Origin of the sequence: Paenibacillus agricola (assembly GCF_011440305.1) — a bacterium.
Lineage (GTDB): Bacteria > Bacillota > Bacilli > Paenibacillales > NBRC-103111 > Paenibacillus_S > Paenibacillus_S agricola.
This window is the reverse complement of record NZ_JAAOIW010000006.1, coordinates 379807-400702: the sequence shown is the minus strand read 5'-3', so window position 1 is coordinate 400702 and position 20896 is coordinate 379807. Positions and strand designations below refer to the sequence as shown.

Annotated in this window: 19 protein-coding genes; 10 read left to right on the top strand and 9 right to left on the bottom strand. The window is 47.6% G+C overall.

Going from position 1 to position 20896, the window contains the following annotated elements; genetic code table 11:
* Nucleotides 1–25 precede the first annotated feature (25 nt).
* Nucleotides 26–1423 (top strand): GerAB/ArcD/ProY family transporter, encoded by a 1398-nt coding sequence (locus G9U52_RS19120; protein ID WP_166152226.1) that lies wholly within the window; start codon nucleotides 26–28, stop codon nucleotides 1421–1423.
* Between the two features lie 82 nt (nucleotides 1424–1505).
* Here the strand turns inward: G9U52_RS19120 and G9U52_RS19115 are convergent, their stop codons facing one another.
* The gene (locus G9U52_RS19115; protein WP_166152225.1) at nucleotides 1506–1886 is read right to left on the bottom strand and encodes a hypothetical protein; all 381 of its coding nucleotides are present in this window, start codon (nucleotides 1884–1886) and stop codon (nucleotides 1506–1508) included.
* 78 nt (nucleotides 1887–1964) lie between these two features.
* Between G9U52_RS19115 and G9U52_RS19110 the strand changes: the two genes are divergently transcribed.
* Both G9U52_RS19110 and G9U52_RS19105 read left to right on the top strand, forming a co-directional pair.
* Nucleotides 1965–2846 carry a M23 family metallopeptidase gene (locus G9U52_RS19110; protein ID WP_166152224.1) on the top strand — a complete coding sequence of 294 codons (882 nt, stop codon included), beginning with the start codon at nucleotides 1965–1967 and terminating at the stop codon, nucleotides 2844–2846.
* 115 nt (nucleotides 2847–2961) lie between these two features.
* Nucleotides 2962–3711, top strand: a complete 750-nt coding sequence (locus G9U52_RS19105) for an HAD family hydrolase (protein WP_166152223.1) — start codon at nucleotides 2962–2964, stop codon at nucleotides 3709–3711.
* A 6-nt stretch (nucleotides 3712–3717) separates the two neighbouring features.
* Here G9U52_RS19105 and G9U52_RS19100 read toward each other — a convergent pair whose 3' ends face one another.
* A complete protein-coding gene (locus tag G9U52_RS19100; protein ID WP_166152222.1) occupies nucleotides 3718–5334 on the bottom strand; it encodes a DUF4153 domain-containing protein in 1617 nt (538 codons plus the stop codon).
* 46 nt (nucleotides 5335–5380) lie between these two features.
* Entirely contained in the window at nucleotides 5381–5815 is a 435-nt protein-coding gene (locus tag G9U52_RS19095) for a hypothetical protein (protein ID WP_166152221.1), read from the bottom strand.
* 218 nt (nucleotides 5816–6033) lie between these two features.
* Here G9U52_RS19095 and G9U52_RS19090 point away from each other — a divergent pair, with 218 nt between their 5' ends.
* Nucleotides 6034–7818: an ABC transporter substrate-binding protein gene (locus tag G9U52_RS19090; protein WP_166152220.1), complete on the top strand. Its 1785-nt coding sequence runs from the start codon at nucleotides 6034–6036 to the stop codon at nucleotides 7816–7818.
* 13 nt (nucleotides 7819–7831) lie between these two features.
* Complete coding sequence (locus G9U52_RS19085; protein WP_166152219.1) at nucleotides 7832–8764, top strand: hypothetical protein; 933 nt, start codon at nucleotides 7832–7834, stop codon at nucleotides 8762–8764.
* Between the two features lie 37 nt (nucleotides 8765–8801).
* Here G9U52_RS19085 and G9U52_RS19080 read toward each other — a convergent pair whose 3' ends face one another.
* From G9U52_RS19080 to G9U52_RS19065, 4 genes are read right to left on the bottom strand one after another with little or no spacing between them, the layout of a single operon-like run.
* On the bottom strand, nucleotides 8802–10457 hold the full coding sequence (locus G9U52_RS19080) for a hypothetical protein (RefSeq protein WP_166152218.1): 1656 nt from the start codon (nucleotides 10455–10457) through the stop codon (nucleotides 8802–8804).
* Between the two features lie 27 nt (nucleotides 10458–10484).
* Complete coding sequence (locus G9U52_RS19075) at nucleotides 10485–10901, bottom strand: divergent PAP2 family protein (RefSeq protein ID WP_207953064.1); 417 nt, start codon at nucleotides 10899–10901, stop codon at nucleotides 10485–10487.
* A 43-nt stretch (nucleotides 10902–10944) separates the two neighbouring features.
* The gene (locus tag G9U52_RS19070; RefSeq protein WP_166152217.1) at nucleotides 10945–11292 is read right to left on the bottom strand and encodes an SMR family transporter; all 348 of its coding nucleotides are present in this window, start codon (nucleotides 11290–11292) and stop codon (nucleotides 10945–10947) included.
* A gap of 21 nt (nucleotides 11293–11313) precedes the next feature.
* Nucleotides 11314–12228, bottom strand: a complete 915-nt coding sequence (locus G9U52_RS19065; RefSeq protein ID WP_166152216.1) for a decaprenyl-phosphate phosphoribosyltransferase — start codon at nucleotides 12226–12228, stop codon at nucleotides 11314–11316.
* 308 nt (nucleotides 12229–12536) lie between these two features.
* Here G9U52_RS19065 and glmS point away from each other — a divergent pair, with 308 nt between their 5' ends.
* From glmS to G9U52_RS19040, 5 genes are read left to right on the top strand one after another with little or no spacing between them, the layout of a single operon-like run.
* The gene (gene glmS / locus G9U52_RS19060) at nucleotides 12537–14366 is read left to right on the top strand and encodes a glutamine--fructose-6-phosphate transaminase (isomerizing) (protein WP_166152215.1); all 1830 of its coding nucleotides are present in this window, start codon (nucleotides 12537–12539) and stop codon (nucleotides 14364–14366) included.
* 21 nt (nucleotides 14367–14387) lie between these two features.
* Nucleotides 14388–15584, top strand: a complete 1197-nt coding sequence (locus tag G9U52_RS19055; RefSeq protein WP_166152214.1) for a HEAT repeat domain-containing protein — start codon at nucleotides 14388–14390, stop codon at nucleotides 15582–15584.
* Nucleotides 15585–15597: 13 nt separating this feature from the next.
* On the top strand, nucleotides 15598–17046 hold the full coding sequence (locus G9U52_RS19050; RefSeq protein ID WP_166152213.1) for a glycosyltransferase family 2 protein: 1449 nt from the start codon (nucleotides 15598–15600) through the stop codon (nucleotides 17044–17046).
* 57 nt (nucleotides 17047–17103) lie between these two features.
* Nucleotides 17104–17925, top strand: coding sequence for a response regulator transcription factor (locus tag G9U52_RS19045; RefSeq protein ID WP_166152212.1), 822 nt, complete (start codon nucleotides 17104–17106; stop codon nucleotides 17923–17925).
* A 24-nt stretch (nucleotides 17926–17949) separates the two neighbouring features.
* A complete protein-coding gene (locus G9U52_RS19040; RefSeq protein WP_166152211.1) occupies nucleotides 17950–20175 on the top strand; it encodes a glycoside hydrolase family 113 protein in 2226 nt (741 codons plus the stop codon).
* Between the two features lie 7 nt (nucleotides 20176–20182).
* Here G9U52_RS19040 and G9U52_RS19035 read toward each other — a convergent pair whose 3' ends face one another.
* A complete protein-coding gene (locus G9U52_RS19035; RefSeq protein ID WP_166152210.1) occupies nucleotides 20183–20509 on the bottom strand; it encodes a helix-turn-helix domain-containing protein in 327 nt (108 codons plus the stop codon).
* A gap of 141 nt (nucleotides 20510–20650) precedes the next feature.
* On the bottom strand, nucleotides 20651–20800 hold the full coding sequence (locus G9U52_RS19030) for an anti-repressor SinI family protein (RefSeq protein ID WP_166152209.1): 150 nt from the start codon (nucleotides 20798–20800) through the stop codon (nucleotides 20651–20653).
* Nucleotides 20801–20896: the final 96 nt, after the last annotated feature.

Sequence of the window (20896 nt, the reverse complement as noted above, 5' to 3'; positions counted from 1 at the left end):
GATCCCATAGAAGACAGGTGAGGGCATGGATCAGAAACAAATCATCAACCACCGCCAATTCGCTTGGCTGACCGCTTCACTGCTAACAGGCGGGGGGATTGTCAGTATCCAGCAGGTTTTAATCCGGGTTAATCGTATGGATGCGTGGACGGCATATATGCTACCGATGTTATATACACTTGGAATTGCCTATATATTCAGTATGCTGGTAATGCGATTTCCGGGTAAACATATATTTGAAATTACCAAAATTGTATTCGGCACCCTTATTGGCACCATCGTCAATCTGGTGCTACTCTTTCACCTGTGGCTTATTCTAGTAAGAGATATCTCTTCCTTTAGTAAATTCATCGGAATTACACTGTTGCCGAGCACACCGGATGAAATGATCCTGCTGCTATTGATTTTGCTGCTTCTGGTTTATGGAAAAACAAGTGTTGAGGTATTGGCAAGAGTGAATGATTTGTTCTTCCCTTATTTTGTGCTGATGATTTTGTTCTTGCCGCTTGCCTTGTCTAATGAAATGGACCTACATCTAGTCCAGCCTGTACTGGCGGGGCAGTGGAGCTACTTCCTCTCGTCTAACATCTTAAGTATGGGCTGGTACGGGGATATTTTTATAATGGGAGCTTTCCTCCACACACTATGGGGATCCCAGCATGTCCGCTCCGCTATGCGCCATGGAGCTTTTCTCGCCTCCTTCATGCTAGGCTTATTCCTACTGCTTGAAGTTTTTGTACTAGGGCCAACAATCCCTGGCAATCTGGTTTATCCCAATTATAGTTTGATCCAGCAAATTCATATTACGGACTTTTTGGATCGAGTCGATTTGGTGATCTTAAGCATCTGGTTCCCAGTTACAGCTTGTGAGGTAATCCTGATCTATTTGGCTTTTCTGACCGGGTTTGCCAGCTTAATCAAGCAGAGGGATTACGATACGATCAATACACCGATTGTCTTGCTCCTGCTCATGACGACCCCGCTCGCATTTAAGAGCACGTCAGAGGTATTCAGCTTCGGTAACTTCAGCTCACCCATCATTATGCTTTGCTACCAGCCGGTACTTTTTTTGCTGCTTGCGCTGTTTTCCCTCCGTTACCCCATTCAACAACAGCAACAGGAAACTGGCAAAGGCCCAGATGACAAGTCTAATGATCAAGCTAATAAAGCTGGCAGTTCCAAAGCTTCGAGACGTCACAAGCTCACCTATGAAGGCTGGGGGCATTGGACACATTCCTTGGTAGCTCTATCCCTCGCTGCATTGGTTATCGGGCTCTGGAAGAGCCGCCACTGGGCGAGCTTAGGCTTGGCCTGCGGCATTACTTATGGAATATGCACCATCCTGCTGGTCGTAACTACCTATATGGAAATGCATACGATCACGCTCAAAAATTATAACCGCACACAAAAGCCAACCAAATAGACAAACCAGGAGCATTGTAACCGTTGGTTAGTCAAATTATTAAGCAAAGTTCGCTTTGCGCCGCACCTGCATGGGCGGTTAACTAGGATTCGTTGGTTTTCTCGATACTAATGACTTGACCGAGCGGAATTAGCACTCGCAGCTCCTCCTCTTCGTCAACACGAGAAACGATAACCTCAATATAGTCGCTGCCCGTTCGCACCAGCAATGCAGGAAAGCCTCCCATATATATAGTACGCAGCTGAATCGGTACCGTACTGACATTTATACTAGTGCCTAAAAGAACGATTTCCTGTAGTGTTGATGGCACAAAATATTGCTCGCTCACTTTGATAAACCGTTTACCAACATGCTGGAGCAGGCCCGGTTCACTAGCGAAGCCTTCCGCTTGAATGGCCACTTCCGATTGCAAATGCACAGCGAGGCGGTGCAGTAAATTCGTGCTGATTATTTTCAGTGACATGGGGGTCCCTCCTGATCATAAGCGTGCTTATCTCGAATATATGCCTTTGGCATCCGTTACATACCGAAAGGAGTTCTTATGAGATTCCAATGGATGGTTCTCAGCCTGCTGATGTTAAGCGGGACTGCGTCTTTTCTGTACATCAACCATTACCAAGCCATAACAGCAAGCCAATCGGCTGAAGCCCAGTTATCTGACCAAGCCATTCGGCTACAGCAGGATCTTGCCACCAAAAATAGTATGATTCAGCAGCTCCAAAACGAAATTATCCAGCTTTCTCGCCAAGCGGAAGAGGTTCGCAGCAAGGTTGAAGAAATGAAAACGCTGGAGCAAGAGCTTACGCAGCTTCTTCCACCAAGCCAAGCCCCGCAACCCGACAAACCCGTATCTGCGCCTGCGCAGACTGCTGACAGGGAGTACTCAAGCCTTCCCGTTACGGCTCAGCAGCTCGAATTGCTGACAAGCTCAGCTTTGGCCTCCTATACATCCGTTGGGCAAGAGCTTGATAAGCTACAGGCCAAGTGGCAGCAATCGAAACTAACGATCTTGTTGGAGCGTGAACGGTTTAAAAGGATTCCCAATATTTGGCCGACCCGCTCTCGCGTTGTAACCTCACCTTTTGGCTATCGCAAGGATCCTTTTACCAATCAGTCCAGCTTTCATCGGGGTATAGACATCGCCGGAGCTATGGATGATCCCGTAATGGCTACAGGAACGGGTACTGTCGTAACTGTAGCTTTCGATCCCTTCCACGGCCACCACGTTATACTGGAGCATGCGGACGGGCTGCGAACTTGGTATATGCATTTAAACAGCGTGCTGGTCCAGTTGGGAGAACATGTAGAGTGCGGGCAATCCATCGGCAAGCTCGGCACATCCGGGCGTAGCACGGGGCCACATTTGCATTACGAGGTGGTTCAGCATGGAAAAAGCACAGATCCACAGCCTTTTTTACCATAAAAAAAAGCAGCAGGCAGCTAGTTAGGATAGGCAATAGATGGAGTGGGTAGGTAGAGGATAGGATTTTTAGTTACGCCATGATATAATTGGTGAAAAAAATGACGGAGCAACCCATATGGTAAAGCAAACGATATTATTTGACTTGGACGATACACTAATTCATTGCAACAAATATTTTGATCTGGTCGTGGAGCAGTTTGTCGATTTAATGGAAATGTATTTTCATACCTATCCAATTCCCGTGGAAGAAATCAAGAAAAAGCAAGCAGAAATCGATCTTGGTCGCGTGATGCAGCATGGCTTCGACCCGAATCATTTTCCCGAATCCTTCGTGGATACGTATGATTATTTTTCCGATCTTACAGGGCGGCCCAAGGTCTCTGAAGAGACAGCCCGCTTAATTGAAATCGGCAGAACCGTGTACGGCCATAGCGTGGAGCCTTATCCTTTTATGGAAGAAACCTTGACCCAGCTGGAAGCGGATGGGCACGAGCTTCATCTATATACCGGAGGCGACAGACTAATCCAGATGCGCAAAATAACCGAAGCGAACCTTGAACGGTTCTTCGGCCACAATATCCATGTTACCCAGCATAAAACAACTGAGTTTATGGAGAGCTTAATTACCCAGCATCACTTTAACCGCAAAACCACCTGGATGATCGGCAACTCGCTTCGCACCGATGTGATTCCCGCTCTGCGAACAGGCATTCATGCGATTTTCATGCCTGCTGTCCAGGAATGGGCCTATAACAATGTAGCCATCGATGTTGAGCCACAAGGGGCTTTTTTCACGCTAGGCTCGCTAAGTGAAGTTCCAGCAGCGATCCACAGCTATACGGGCCCCCTAGCATCCGGCGAATGACGGATATTATCGTTCCTCTGTTAAAGGAATATTTTGCAGCGCTCTAGCCGCTCGCCATTCCGATAAATTGAATGAAACCCATGACGTCTCTCCTGGAAGGGGGAGGCGTCTTTTCATCCTTTGCAGCGCTTTGTCCGCCCCATCCAATTCAGGATGGTTGAGCTTGAGCTCAATCAAATAGGGTACCGCATCAAAGCTCAGCGAACCTAAGTAATCGGTATCTATACTGCCTGTAGTTTCAAAGCGCTTCACATTATTGGAAGCCACAATACCCTCGACCTGCATATAATTGACGATCACATAAGCGACAATGGCAATAATGGCATAAGGCTTCATCAGCTTCAGGCTGTCATTCCACAGCTTCACCAAGGCAATCACGAACAACACAGACAGGAATACAATAAACACATCCACGAGCAAACGGGTTTCCGAGAAGCCGTACGCCCTCTCATACATGGCCATCCGCATAAATGCCGAGCACAGCATGACGCCCGTGCAGCCAATCAACACCGCCAGCAGCACACGCAGGAAGCGGTCCATTAAACGTGAGCTGCGGTCTGTCCCATGCAGCGTGGCCATGAGCACCGTAAAATTGATCACTGTGACGACGACAAGCTCCGCAAAGCCACGGCGCGCATAGTCGGCATAAGTCATCTCATCGGGCAGCGAAGCAAGGCCCCCGCCGAAAAAATAAGAAAACTGGATAAAAGCAAACAGCACATAAACCGCATTTAGTATCAATAAAAACGTCGTTATTACGGTAGCATCCATCCTGATTTTCTTAGGTGCGTAAGGGGCTGGAGAGGTTAGAGGATCGGGGGCAGCAGGCGCCTCAAAAGCTGGCTCTAGCGGCAATCCACTACCTGTATGACTAGTTGGCTGGCCTTCTAGCTCCCAATGGGCAATTGGATCTTGCGCATTTCGCACTTTTCGTACCAAAGGAAATAGCAAGCCCCACACATAAGCAAAAATTGCCGATGCCATAAAAATAATCCAAATGGCCCTGAAGATGGACTCGCCCATATTTAAATCACCAAGCAGCCGAGGAAGCTGTGAGAGCAATCGGTCAAACATCGTATCCGCCGAAGCAAGCAGCGCACCTACAACAAGCACGATTGGTAAGGAAATCACGATTCCCGCGAGTACCTTCCATACCTGCTTCGAACGATCCACCTTCATTTTTTGTGAAATCCCCCGATAAATGGCTATTACAGGTGTAGGCACATGGCGCATCGTATGTACAAAAATTTGCTCCAGGATGGCAAGCACCATACTTCCATCATACCACCGAATCGCTGGCTTTCTCATCGTCCAGATCGTATGCACAAGAACCAAGCAGGGAATCGCGAGCGCATTTAATACGCTAAATGTCTCATTCGCAAACGTCACATAAGTCAACGACAGCAGTACAATGGGTATGAGCAGCATCATTGGAGCATTAAAACGAATCTCCACCTGCTCTTTGACCGACCAGTAAAAAAATACATAAAATACGATCATAAAAATCGGGAAAGATAGACCCCAAGCATGATTATAAAATAACAAGTGATGCAGGCATCCACACAAAAAAGCCCCGATTAGCACTCCTGCTTGTTTCTTGCCTATTGAGGCATCCATCAGCATATATCCGTACCTCCGACCCTATATTTTAGTGACAATCAATTCACTTCTAATGCAGCCAATGTGTAGCAAGCTGTCCTGCCTGCTCTTTGACACGTGTTATATATACACCCGCATAAGTATGGACATAAGAGCATTCGCCATCTGACAAGCAGCTCTCTCCCTCTTCCATTACCGCCCTCAGCGATAGCTGAAGCAACCGATGAATTGATGAAGGAACCAGCTTCATTGCCTCATTGACGATCTCCTCCTCTGGTGCCAGTAGCCAATCACGGGTTTCGTCTCTGCCTCTAACAAGCGGCTGCCCGGTTTGCAAAGCGGATTGTTTTTCTAATTGCACATGCATTCCGGCATAAAAAAGCACCGTTTGCGCTGTCGTTTTTATGTGCTCTTGCTCAATCGCCTGCTCCGCCTCCCTAACAAATTGCTCAATCCACTGCATGTGTAAAGTAAACCCCTCGGCAGTTCTCATGCTTTTACTCATGTATATCCCTCCATTAATGTTATATTCAGGTACCTCTTTATTGTAGACATTAAAACAGGAATAAAAAGAGCAACTTCTCCATAATTAATTTCCTGTTTTTCTAACGGGATTTCGTTTACACTTAAAGGAGAAAGAACTAACTCAAATTCACATCACTTACCAAAGGATAAACAGACTTGGAGCCCTATACGAAGTGAAGTTGGAGGCGGAGGTACGTCATGAAGCTGGCTAGCCATTATATCCGATTACGCGAAAAACTGCCGCATGTGGGTGACGGGCAGGAATATGAGGTCATGTTGGATGAAATCGCGGCAATCCTGGATTGTACGCACCGCAATGTAACGATGATTATGCAAAAGATGGACATGCAGGGCTGGCTTCGTTGGAGCCCCAAAAAAGGGCGCGGCAACCGTTCCTCGCTGCTGTTCCTTACACCCAAAGAGGATATTTTACTGCTGCTGGCCAAGGAGCTTGTCGAACGCAAAGACCTTCGCGGCGCTTTAGAGCAGATGAATATATCCTCCATCCCCGACTCACTGAAGGAGCATTTCCATAGCTGGCTGAGCGGCTATTTTGGCTACAGCAGCGAGCTGCGTAACAGCAAGCGGTTCGACACGCTGCGGTTTCCTATAACCCAGCCGATCCAGACGCTGGATCCGGCTTTTACGAACTTTTCGGCCGAGGCGCATTTGGTCAACCAATTGTTCGATAGCCTGGTTAGCTATAACCGGCTTACACAAACGGTGGAGCCCCATCTCGCCCACGCCTGGGAGACCGATATAACAAGAACGGCTTGGACCTTCTATCTGCGCAAGGGCGTCTTATTCCATCATGGCAAAGAGCTGGCAGCTGAGGATATTCATTACACGCTGCAGCGACTGCAGCAATCCTCTGCACGTTCCTTATATCGCTGGGTTATCGGGCAAATAGCGCGCGTCGAAATCAGCGACCCTTTGACCTTAACGGTTTATCTCAACGAGCCTAACGAGCTGTTTCCGCAATTTATGAGCACCAACCGCGCCTCCATTATTCCCGTTGATGCTTATCATCAGGGAGAAACTGCCTTCTCGCTCACACCTATCGGTACGGGGCCGTTCAAATTAACGCTGCACGATACCTCCATGTCGATACTGGATGCTTTTCCCGCCTACTTTCAGGGAAGAGCCCACCTCGACCGTGTTGAGCTATGGCATGTGCCCAACCTGCAAGGGCAGCAAAAGGAGCGTTTCCGGACGCTCGAGAGCTTTCAGATTATCCATAATTACCAAATGCCCGATGCTGCGCAAAGCGAGTACAAGCAGGTCCAGCAGCAGGGCACTACCTGCAAATTTATTACTTTTAATTTGCTCAAGCAGGGGCCGCTGAAGGACCCTGCCATTCGCGAGGCGGTATACGAGGCTTTCGACCAAGCGCGGCTGCTGAAGCTGATTGATGGAGATGCCGTCTATGCGGCCGACAGCTTTATTCGCCATGCGCCCATCCATCCGCCGGAGAAGGAGCTTTCGCACCTGCGTGCACGCATCAAGCAATCCGGCTATGCCGGGGAGCGCATTGTGCTCTGCACGATTCCCCATTACGAGCGGGATGCGCTATTGGTGCAGACGTTGCTGCGAGAAGCGGGCCTTGCCATCGAGGTGCAGCTACTGCCCGTCGAGGAGTTCAAGGGCGAGCGGCGCCTGCAGGCGGACCTGCTTTTGTTCTCGATCATGCTCGACAACGATGCCGAGCTTCGGCTGATCGACCTGTACAAGAGCATGCAGCATCACTTAGAGCCGGCCTGCAAAGCGGCCGTGGAGCAGTTCATCGCCGCAGCCCTCCGGGAGCCGCAGCGGGATGGGCGGGCGGGTCTGCTGCACAGCATCGAGCGCCGCCTGCACGATGAGCATGTGCTGCAGCTGCTCTATTTTAAACGGCTGAAAACAGCCTTCCATGCCTCTGTAAAAGGAATTACACTGGACTCGCTGGATTGGGTGCAGTTCAAAAACATCTGGTTCAAGCCGTAGGAGGAACATGCACTTGAAAGCTTTGAACATCATTTATACAGGGCTTATCGGTCGATATGCCCTGACCATCATCCTTCTATTAGCTGTAATCCCTTCTGCTTGCGAAGCCACTCCACGCGCTGAGCGAATGAAAGCAACATGGCTCTGGGATACTTCATTGATCGTTACGGCGGAAAGCAGGAATTCGATTCTGCAATTTGCCAAGGAACAGTCGATCGACCGCATTTATTTACAGGTGAATCCCGATGAAGCCTTGGACTCCTATCGTTCTTTTATAAAAGAAGCAAGAGCAGGCGGGGTACAAATACATGCTTTAGATGGGGCACCAAGCTGGGTGATGCCTGACAATCGCTCATACATCGTAAATATGGTGAAGTGGGTAAAGGACTATAATCTGAATGTGCTTGAGGAGGAACGGTTTAGCGGAATCCAAGCTGATATCGAGCCTTATATTTTGCCCGAATGGCAAACCGACCAGGCTACACTGGTGAAGAATTGGACGGAAGCCCTTACACTTTTTGTGGATGAAGTTAAACAGGATGCAACTCTATCAGCTTCAACTAATTCAACGGCTTTAACAGCCAGTGCCGCGTTACCCTTCTGGCTTAACCAAATTGCCGTACCCGGTGATAGCCATGTCAGGCTGAACGAAAAGCTAATGGGCCTATTGGACGAGGTTACGTTAATGTCTTACCGAGACCAGGCCCAAGCACTTGCGGACGTAACCGCTGATGATTTGGCGCTTGGCGACAGGCTCGGCAAGAAAATATTTGTTGGTGTGGAGACGAATCCCTCATCGGAGGGTGCCTTTATCTCCTTTTACGAAGAAGGTAGTGAGGTTATGCATCAGCAACTGGCGATAATCGACCGTTTATTGGAGTCGCACCCCTCCTATTCCGGTATCGCCATCCACGATTACGTGGGCTGGAAAAGCCTGAAGCCCTGAAGTGCAGTGAATACGTGCAGCGATACATCCGCTGCGCTTATTCGGGCTGCTTGCAAATCGACGTGCCTGACCGGATCAAAACCAGCTTGTCCTCGCATGCCAAAGGGCTTTCCTCTACGAAAGCAATGCCAAGCTTGGCAAGCCTTTCCCGGTTCGACCAGCTGTAAGTGAACTCTGCCTTGACGGGTCCCTGGACCGTTTGAATTTCCGCTAGCTGTGCGCGAAGCGTCTGGTTCCAAGTCCATTGGTAATACGTGTATGTTCCACTTACCATTAACGTGTTGATTGCAATCACAGCGATTAAGAGCCAGCTAGTGCTAGTAATAAGGCGATTTCCTTTGTAGCTGAACCCTAACCAAACACAAATGAGCGGAATTAGCCAAAACTGCGGTACATAACGAGCCCACCAAGCAGCGGGATTAACAAAAGCCGAAATGGCAAGTATGCCGATTACCCCAAGTGCTGCCATCGCAGCCCCCTTCCGGTAATGAAAGCCAAGCCCCAACAAAATAATGGATAGCAACAGCACTCCACTGAATAGGGGACCAAAGCCAGATACCGCCGCGTCCGGTGCACTCATAGCCATAAGCTCCCGCTCCGTAAACGTAAAGGGCAGTTTGATTTGTGTAGGGATTTTCTCCGAGGAATTGCCCGCCATGACGGAAAAGTAAGAATTCACGGTTTGCTCAAACCGATTCATCGTTTCCAGATTGCGCGGAATGAAGGTTTCAAAAATATCGACGGCGCCTTCCCCTGCTAACGGATAAAACGGGTTGCCTTTTGTCAGGGTATTCGTAACGTAAGGGTTATAGCCGACAAGAAATATCCCGATGAGCCCTCCCACCGCAGCTACCTTAAATAATTGCTTTAAACGACCAAATTGTTCACTCATATATAACACTACAAGCAATCCTATGGTCAACACACCTGCGTAGGCTATCGCCGTGAATTTAATATTCATCGTGAAGATCATCATCGCCGAGTAAGCACTTAACAGCAGCCAGCCTGGGCGGGCAAAAATCAAGCAGGCCAAGGCCACCAAGCATAATAAAGACGAAGCCAGCAAGCCATCCACATAAAAACTGAAAGCCTGATAGATGCTTACCGGATTAAGTGCAAACAGTGCGGCAACGACCACAGCACGTGTGATGGAGCCCTCTGGCCTAAGCGCTTGCAGTGCCGAGAGGCTGAGGAAGAAGGAGGCCACCATTAGCAACAAGTTAAATACTTTGCTATGCTCGATCAAGCCAGTCGCTTTATACATGACTGCAGATGCGATCTCGGACGCACGCCCGTAGTGATTAATCCAGAGGGAATGCCCTGTCGGCACACTCAAAGCTTCATCATATACGGGGTTCCAACCATCAGCCAAATAAATCACAGCTTCCTGGTGGTACGCTTGGCCATCATAGGATAAATCATAAAAGCTGCCGCTTATCCAAAAGCAGACAACAAAAAGGAGAGCCGAGGCGGCCAACGCCACTCCCCAATACCGGACTGGATGCTCAAGGTGGAGCATTTTCACTGTCATCCATGCCACCCCAGCAGCTAACGCAATTACAAGCCCGACATGCAGCTTAGTGATCGAAATACCGAACATAAACAATACTGAAGGCACGATCAAAGAGCCAGCAGTGAACACCAGTAAAGTTAATCCGCTTATGAGCATTAACGCTAATAACCGATTTTTCATATTCTCTCCACCTTTTTTCATTTATTCCTATAGAACCCTAGAGGCCAGCCAGGCCAGCAGCGCACCCACAGCCAAGCCTCCCAGCACCTCTGCTCGTTTATGGCCCTGCTTCTCCCGTAACCCGGCTTCCCCTTTAGTCAGGAGATTAATCCAACTAGCGTGGTCTCCTAAAGCCCGACGAATTCCTATTGCGTCCATGATCACAATGCATGTGATCGACACGGCAAGACCAAATAAGGGCGTACCCCAACCTTGTTCAAAACCAATTAACAGCGTGATCGAAGAAACCATGGAGGTATGGGTGCTAGGGAATCCCCCATTACCGATGTGTTCCTTGGCAGCTGTACCATAACGCAGCCTGTTTATCATATATTTAAGCGTTCCCGAGCAAAGCCAAGCCAAGAACGGCATGGCCGGATATAACAGCCCCAAGCTTATATGCATTCCCCTCTGCCTCCTGCCGATCATTGATTGGGTTACCCTTGCTTTAAGCCCTGGCAATTAGAAGTACTCCGCCGCAGATGACGGCGGCACCGAACCATTTTTGCATGGATATCGTCTCTTGAAACAACCAATAGCTTATAACCATAACCAGGATATAACCCAAGCTAACCATTGGATATGCCGTACTCAGTGGAAACTTCCTCAAAGCGAGCAACCAAAATACAGAGCTAAGCCCATAGCTTGCTAAACCTGCAAATACAGGCCAAGCCCGTATAAGGTTAAGTCCCGAAATTGCAGACCCATCCGCCCGCATCGATTCGATACCCCATTTCATCAAAATTTGTCCTACGGCTCCTAGCAGTATGGAAGCAGCCAGCTCTATGTATTTCATCCCTAAACAGCCTCCTTTTCACTACTTATCGAAATAAATAAGGATGAACACGACGGAGCAAGCATACAGGACGACCGTCAGTAAAATATGTTTGTCCTCCAGTAAAATCCGATCAGGTTTACCTCCTTGGTCTTCCACATGAATCAAATATAAATAACGAAATATGCCATAGAGTACTAGAATGAGCGTCCACATCAAATGAATCGTATGCCCAGAAGTGAATGTAAATAAGGCATAGCTCATAATGGTTGCTGTCGTTACAATAGCATTCATTTGATTCAATAAATCCATCGAATAATGCTCCAATACTTGACGGTGCTCACCTTTAGCGGTTTTCAGCAAAAACAGCTCATGCCGCCTTTTACTTATCGCCAAGAACAGAGCCAGCAGTAATGTGCAGATTAGAAACCAAGGTGTAAGTGGAACCCCGATTACCAAACCACCACCAACAGCCCTTAGTACAAATCCAGAAGCAACAATTAACACATCAATAATAACAACATGCTTCAACCGCAGTGAATATAAGACATTAAGAATAAAATACAGCAGCAGCACTAAACCAAACGACAGATGAAATCGAAAGGCAATAAACAAACATGCTGACAGCATCACAACGCCAAACGCCAACGCCACTTGGGGATTCATCGTACCTGAAGCTAAGGGCCGGTGCCTTTTCTCGGGATGGGCTCGATCACCTTCGCGGTCTACATAGTCATTTAAAATATATACACAGCTTGAAACGAGACAAAATAAAATAAATCCGATGATCGCTTGCCCTAACATATATACATGGGCGGTACGCACTGAAAAGGTTAATGCTGCAAACACTAGCAAATTTTTCGTCCATTGTTTGGGGCGCATTAAAACAAAGATCTCATGAAGTAGCGGCTTGCCTGCTGCCTCTTTAAGCTTTAAATCTGCTTTGGTTGGTGCCATTTCCGAATTCTCTCCTTTATGTCTTTCAAGATAAACGGACAGCATTCCACCTGCCACGGAATTCATTATAACGAACATCACAAACTTTATAAAGAACATCAATGGGTCGTAAAACCAAGTATTCACTCGAATATTTAAGTATATCGTTCTTTAAACAGGAATTATTCAAGTTCAAACATTTTTGTTTTTCAGATTTTTAAGTTATAATTCTATTTATTGTTCGTTATTAAGAATTTTGGGTAATGGTAGATGCGGTCATACAATAACCTGGTAGGCAAGCTGCTACCGATACAGGAGGAACTATTATTATGTGTGGAATTGTCGGATATATTGGAAAGAGAGACTCACAGTTCATACTGCTGGAAGGTTTAAAAAAATTGGAGTATCGTGGTTACGACTCAGCTGGGGTTGCCGTACATACGGCTGAAGGCCTTCATATTAGTAAAGCTAAAGGAAGAGTTGGCGAATTGGAGTCACGGCTGGCAGATCAACCCCTAATTGGTTGTGCAGGTATTGGCCACACCCGTTGGGCAACTCATGGCAAACCCTCAGATGTTAATTCTCATCCACACACCGACAATGGCTTGAAAATATCGGTTGTGCACAACGGTATTATTGAGAATCATTTACAGCTAAAAGAGGAGCTTGAGCAGCTCGGGCACCATTTTCTATCCGAAACGGACTCCGAGGTTATTGGGCATATGATTGCCCATTATTACAAGGACAGCTTAGTCCAAGCCGTCCAGCAAGCTGTTGCCCGAATTAAAGGGGCTTATGCCATCGTAGTTTTGTCTGAGCATGAACCCGACAAATTAATCGCTGTTCGCTTGGCAAGCCCTCTAATAATCGGTGTTGGTGAAGGCGAGAATTTCATAGGCTCCGATATTCCTGCCATATTGGAGCATACTCGGAACGTTCATGTATTAGGCGACGGGGAAATGGCCGTAATCACACAGGACAGTGTTGAATTAATGACTTTGGAGGGCAATTTCATTGCGAAGCAGCTGCTGTACATCGATTGGGATCTAATGAGGGCTGAGAAAAGTGGGTATGCCCATTTTATGCTGAAAGAAATCGAGGAGCAGCCACGCGCCTATCGGGATACGCTTGGTGGAAGAATTGATGAACAAGACAAAAGCATCGTATTTCCCGATATGTTAATGGGACTGGAGCAAATCCGTGATATGGAACAGATCCATCTCGTCGGTTGCGGAACCGCCTATCATGCGGCCCTTGTCGGCAAAACCATTATTGAACAGCTTACCCGAATTCCTGTAGAGGTCGATGTTGCTTCTGAATATAGGTACCGACAACCGATCATTACCAAAAAAACGCTCGTTATCGCTGTGAGCCAATCCGGTGAAACCGCAGATACCTTAGCGGCGATAACCCAGGCCAAGCTGAGCGGTGCCCGAGTATTAGGTATTACTAATGTCGTTGGCAGCTCGGTATCTAGGGAAGCTGATTTCCAACTGATGACTTGGGCTGGGCCCGAGATTGCCGTAGCTTCTACTAAAGCTTATACCTCCCAATTGATCGCCCTTTATTTACTAGCGCTTTACATAGGCCAGAGCAAGGGCTCTATAGAGCAATCTTTGCGAGCCGAACTCATCGATAAGTTAAATAAGCTTCCGGAGCAAGTACAAAGCTTATTAGCAAATACCTCACAGATCCAAAGGATTGCCGAGCAAATTGCAGCCTTTAAAGATTTATACTTTATGGGCCGTGGACTTGATTATATGGTGGCAATGGAAGCCTCCCTAAAGCTTAAAGAGATATCCTACATTCACTCCGAGGCATACCCTGCCGGTGAGATGAAGCACGGATCGTTAGCCTTAATTGAGGAAGGTACGCCGATCATTGCACTGGCAACCCAAGAGCATGTACTGGAAAAAACCATCAGCAATATTCGGGAAGTCAAAGCTCGGGGCGCTTATGTGATTGGGATCGCTTTTGAAGGTAACCTTGAGCTTGCGAAGGCAGCCGATGAAGTCATTTATGTGCCTCGTACCGATGCACTGCTAGCACCGGCCCTATCCGTTATTCCTTTGCAATTGCTTGCCTATTATACGGCATTGGCTCGGGGCAATGATGTCGATAAGCCCAGAAATTTGGCCAAAAGCGTCACAGTAGAGTAAGCAAGGCAGGAGGAGATACGCATGTTGTTACCAGATTCCATAAAGCCCATATTAATGATTACAGCTCTACTGCTCGCGCTTATTATTGGAGGGCTTGCCGTTCTATTCATTCTTCGAGCTAAGAGCCGCTCATCAGAGCACCATACCGCCTATTACTTGCATAAGCATAAAGATTATTTTCTATATCTGAGTATCCATATCGATAATCCAGAGCCGTTATTGCCTCCCCCTGGCCTAATAAAGACTAGAGAGCTTGTAGCTATCCAACAAAAGCTGCTGGAATGGATCGAGATGTTCGAAGGCTCACACCGCGATAAGCTTAGCCAGCTGTGCTACGACATGGGCCTTGTCGAACGGGAACGCCAACGGCTGCACAGCTTAAGGCATTGGGAGCGTATAGATGCTGCCTACCATCTCGGAGTGATGCGGGCGAAGGATTGCTTCGGAGAATTGCTGCGCTTGCTTGAACACGAGACCGACGATTCTACGGCCTTCGTGATTGGGCGCGCCGCCGCCAAATGCACACAGCAGCCAGGAGAGCTGCGCAAGCTCGTGCTTAGGCTGGCCAAGCACCATCCCCAAAGCCATCATCTTATTCTCGATATCGTCGGCTCCTCCAGCCTAAATCCTCTTCCTTTATACTTGGACCTGCTGCAGGTCGAAGATGTGGACCTGATCACTTTGGCATTAATCGGCCTCTCCGGCTATAACGAGCACGATGCTATTCCTTTTCTAGACCTATTAGTCCAGTCGGAGCATAAAGAAGTGCGGATTAAAGCAGCCAAGCTGCTTCTGGAATACACGCATCTGCTTCAAACGGAGCCCTTAATGGTCTTCATGTCCCATTCCGATTGGGAGATTCGGGCTGCTGCTATGAAGGTAGCCGGAGAGCAGCCTAGCGGGGATTTCATCCCTATATTAAAGGATGCTTTAACAGACCCTGACTGGTGGGTTCGCCATAACAGCGCCCAAAGCTTGGGCAAATTGGGGCTGCCCGGTTTTCAGGCGTTATGTGTGGCCCATATGGCTGCCCCGAATACGCTAGATCTGAACATAGCGAGCGAGGCTGTTCATGAACAATTGGAAATCGCTTCTGAACTAGCTTCCCAAGACATCACACAGCGCATATATTTCAATGAATTATCCCATATGTATGAAAAAATATGTAACGTCTCCTATGTAAACCAGCCTCATCAACTACTGCGAATCCGTTCGTAGAAGGGAGTGTCCAATGAGAGAATTTTTACTAAACTATGGGCTGGTTATTACTTTCCTGATCGTCGGCTCCAGCCTGCTGTATTTGATGATCATGGCACTTTCGTCACAAAAAATGATTGCACAGATCAAAAGTACGATGTATTCGCGATTTCGTGAGTTGTCCGGTTCTGTGCATGTCCCTCCTGTATCGATCCTTGTGCCCTCCTATAATGAGGAGCTTACCATCATTGATAATGTCCATTCCTTAATGGCGCTAGAATTCCCCGTCTATGAGGTCATCATTATTAACGACGGCTCCAAGGACCAGACGCTGCAGGTGTTGATTAACGAATTCGCGTTACAGCGATGCCGATTGACGGGCACCCGCAACTTATTGAAATCCAAGCCTATAGAAGAAATCTACCGCAATCCGCAATACCCGAAGCTGGTCGTTATCCATAAAACAAACGGAGGCAAGGCTGATGCACTGAATGCTGGCATCAATGTGGCGCAATATCCATTAATAGCTACCATTGATGCCGATTCTATGCTTGAGAAGGATGCGCTTATCCGCCTGGTGCAGCTGTATATGGAAAATCCAGAGCAGCATATCGCCATAGGCGGCAATGTGCGGATCGCCAATGGCAGTACGATCCAAGACGGGCGTGTCACCAAGCATCACTTGTCCAATAAATGGCTGCCTGCTGTGCAATATGTAGAATATATGCGAGCCTTCCTGGGTGCACGCATAGGCTGGAGTGCCTTAAACGGTTTGTTGATTGTATCAGGTGCCTTTGGCTTATTCCGTAAAGACTATGTGATTCAAGTCGGTGGATATGAAGCCGATTGTCCTGGAGAGGACATGAATATTGTCATGAAGCTGCATCGCCATATGCTCCAACAGGAGCTGCCCTACAGGATCTTGTTTTGCCCCGATGCCGTTTGCTGGACGCAAGCACCAGATACTCTGAACGTCCTTGGGGCTCAGCGCCGCCGCTGGATAAGGGGAAATATATGGAATATGCTCCATTTTAAATCCTTGTTATTCGTGCCCAAATATAAACTAATCGGTTGGCTGGCTATGCCTTATACCATCCTTTATGAAACACTAAGCCCGTTTATTAAGCTATCCGGCTTGGCTGCGTTGCTCGCTTATGTGCTGATGGATATGACCCAGCTGCCGATATTGCTCGCTTTTCTAGGAATTAATCTGATTATCGGCTTAGTATTCACTACGGGGTCCCTTATCATTGAAGAAATTGCCTTCAAGCGCAGTGTACAAACATGGGATATTTGGCGAATTATTGGCTATTCGATCATTATGGCACTAGGCTATGACCAGTTAAATGCGCTTTGGAAGCTGCAGGGCCATGTCGATTACTTGCGCCGTAACAATAACTGGGGTACGATGGTGCGCCGCAGCTGGAAAGAGGATGCTATCCAACCGACTGCCCTCCATGCCGATCTGCCTGTTGCTAAATAACATATAGTTTTTCCATATCCTTATTCACCTAATTAGCAATCAAAGGAGTGTTCTCTTATGCATGTTACAAACACCGTCCAATCGGACCTATCCCAATATCTGCTTCAACAGGTTAATGAAACCCTGCAAGCCTCCACCCAGAAGCAATGCGGACTCATTCTGGCCCATATCAGCCAAGCTAGTCCCATAGAGCTTCAGGACTTGGAAACGCGCCTAAGCATGGAAAAAGACCAGTTGGCTATCCTCACAAGCTATGGTCCATCCGAATCCTTGCTGGCCATTATATTACCGGACCAGCCACTCGGCTACACACACTTTCTCTCACTCTCAACCAAAGATTTCTTAATGGACGCTGGGTTGTTAACTGGAAAAATAACCACAGCCAGCTTCCCTGAAAGTGCCCAACCTACTAGGGAAGCTATTACCGAAATGGTCACGATGACCGCTGAGCAAGCTGTGGAAAGCGAGGATATCCAAGTTTTCCATCCTTCTGCGGATCCCCAAGCCACGCCCTCCATTGTGTTGATTGACCAAAATACGGATATGCTCGACTTCCTTTCTGCCCGGCTTGGCCATCAAGGGTATGATGTGCGACCCGCCCAAGATGGAATCGAAGGGCTTGATTTAATCAATGAAACACCACCGGATCTTGTCATTACAGAGCTCAATCTTCCTGCACTTGATGGCTACCAGTTGATCCATCGCATTCGCCAATCACATATTTTGAAAAACCTATGCAAGATTATGGTACTAACCGATATGGGGCTGGAGCAGGAGTTTACCAAATGCTTTGATCTGGGTGTTTCGGATGTCCTCACAAAACCATTCTCGCCCATCGAGCTTGAGGCTCGAATTCGGCGGTTGCTGGTATTGGCATAAACGAGGTAAAGGAGTACACCTATCATGGATGCAAAAACAACTGTATACGCTAAATGGCTAATCCGCACCCTGTTAGCTATCACTATAGGCTACCTCGTCTGGCATTATTGGCCGGCGAAGCAAGTCGAAACCGTTCAAGCGGCTGATGGCTCACAGACGAAATTCCGAACTCAGCAGGATCATTTCGAAATCTATGATAATCAAACCTGGTCACCCTTTTTCGTTAAAGGGGTCAACATGGGTGCCGCTCTTCCAGGCTACGATCCAGGGGATTTACCGATTTCGAAGGAACAGTATCTGTCCTGGTTCAGCTTGATTCAGGAGATGGGTGCCAATACCGTACGTGTGTATACGATTTTGAAGCCAGCCTTTTACGACGCACTGGTTGAATACAACCAACAGCATGCGGATAATCCGCTCTATTTCATACAAGGCGTATGGTCACCAGAGGAAGAGCTGATCGAGCAAAAGGATGCTTATATTGAAACCATCCATGCGCATTTCCAGAAGGAGATTGCCGATGCAGTCGGCGCTGTATACGGTAGCGTTGATATTCCCGAGCAATTTGGTAAAGCCAGCGGGGTTTATCGATCTAATGCCGGAGCCTACCTGGTAGGCTGGCATATCGGAACGGAATGGGACCCAGCTATGGTGAAAAATACAAATGCCAAGCATACGGACAAAAAAAATTATGCCGGTACCTACATTTCCGCCAAGCCTGAAGCGGCTCCATTCGAGAACTGGCTGGCAGAAATGCTCGACCATCTCGCTAAAACGGAAAGCCAATTCGGATGGAAGCACCCGCTTGCCTTCACCAATTGGGTGACGACCGATCCACTCACCCATCCCGGTGAAGTGCTGATTGAAGAGGATATGGTAAGCGTCGATGCTAACCATCTTCTAATGACCAACTGGTCCGCCGGCTACTATGCGGCTTATCATGCATATCCCTATTATCCAGACTTCTTCCGTCTGGATGAAACGCTTCAAGATGTAAAAGAGCCTGATGGCAGGGCCAACACGTACAGAAGCTATCTTCGTAAATTGAAGGCCCACCATGCCGGCATGCCCATTATAATTAGCGAGTTTGGGGTTCCCTCTTCATTAGGTGTCGCCCATATAGGATCGCTGGATCGTAATCAAGGCGGTCATAATGAGCAGGATCAGGGGCGTATTGATGCCGCCCTTTTACAAGATATTTACAGCGAGGGCCTAGCAGGTGCCATCGTATTCTCTTGGCAGGATGAATGGTTCAAGCGCACTTGGAACACGTTGCACTTTGAAATTCCAGCAGCTCGACGCAAGCTATGGAATAATGTGCTAACCAATGAGCAGCATTTCGGCTTGTTAGCGATGCAAGCTTCCAAGGATGGTCCCTTGCATATCGATGGGGATGTCCGGGATTGGGATGCTTTGAAATCAGCTGATAAACAGAAGCTGGATTACTCCTTCAACGGTTGGAAGGACATTTCTATGACCCATGACGAAGCGTATGTATATATCAGTGCAAAGCTCGAACAGCCCTTTGACCCAGAGCAAGAGCTGCTGTATTTAGGGGTGGATACACTACCTGGCGGCAATAAGCATGCTAAGGAATTGGGCGGAAAATTACTTGATGAAGGACTAGAGACACTTATTGTATTGGGAAAAGAGGGTGAGGCAGAAGTACGAATTGCCTCCAACTATGATCTGCATACGAGGTTATACAGTAAGCAGTATGGGATGAAGGATTGGAAGCCAGAGGAATTCGCAGATGATTCAGGTATATTTAATCCTTGGAAGCTAGCTGTTGGACTGGAGATGGCTCCCCCGGACTCCAAGAAATACAATCCGTTCGAGGAGGTAACCGTTGGCACGTTGCGCCGTGGCTCGACGAATCCGGATTCTCCACAATACAATTCGTTGGCTATGTGGCAGGTGCAAGGCAACACTGTCGAAATAAGAATCCCTTGGATGCTGCTGGGCTTCACCGATCCAAGCTCGCTCCAGGTTATCAGCCACGGAGATAAAGAGGGCAAATTATTTGCCCAAACTACGGAGGGTATTCGTTTAGTGCCATGGATCGTGAAACGTTCGGATCTGAGCGTTACGGGCTTGGACAGCAAAAGCGGAATGTATCCCGTATCCCAGCTGCCGCTATATAAGTGGGAGCCTTGGAACGAGGTTAGTTATAACGAACGGGTTAAAGAAAGCTACAAGCTTATGCAGCAGGCTTTTCAAGCAATTGGCCAGCCTCTGGAGCAAAAGTAACGCCTCGCTACTTTTGCTGATCTTTTCGCCATCTATTATATTGAAGAAATTCTAGAAATTGATCCTTGCTAACGCCCGAATCCATAGCTTCACGAACTAGCTCCAACCACTCCTCATCCAACTTTTCATGGGGGGTGGTTTTATTGTTCAGGAAAGTTTCCACAGGCACTTCAAGCACCAAACAAATTTTCTCCAAAAATTGGATCGAAGGGTTGGATTGGATATCCCTTTCAATTGAACTTAGATATGATTTCGCTACGCCGGCTTTTTCCGCTAGCTCTGATAACGATAATCCTTTTTCCACACGCAGTTCCTTGACCCGTTTGCCTAACATAGCTGCTTCTCCCCTGTACTCTGTATACTGACTGACTGACCTTGTTTCTCTCTTATTTTATCATATTCTCATGAAACTGTAGATGGTATAGCAAAAAAATAACACAGTAAGCGAAACTTCGCTTGCTGTGTTATTTCTCTTTTAAAGTCGACTCTTATTTTGTTTCTTTAATTGTCGAATGAAATGTAGCACTTCTTCTTTGGATACACCCATATTGCGAGCGGCAATCATTAATTGGATCCAATTCTCGTCAAGGTTCTTCATGGGTGTAATCGGTGTTGACAAATACATCTGTCCGATCCCTCCAGATTCCTGAAACTTAGCTTGGCTTAGGATATTATTCGAATCCAGCAGCCATTTAAGGGGGGTATTGAAAAGGACAGTGCT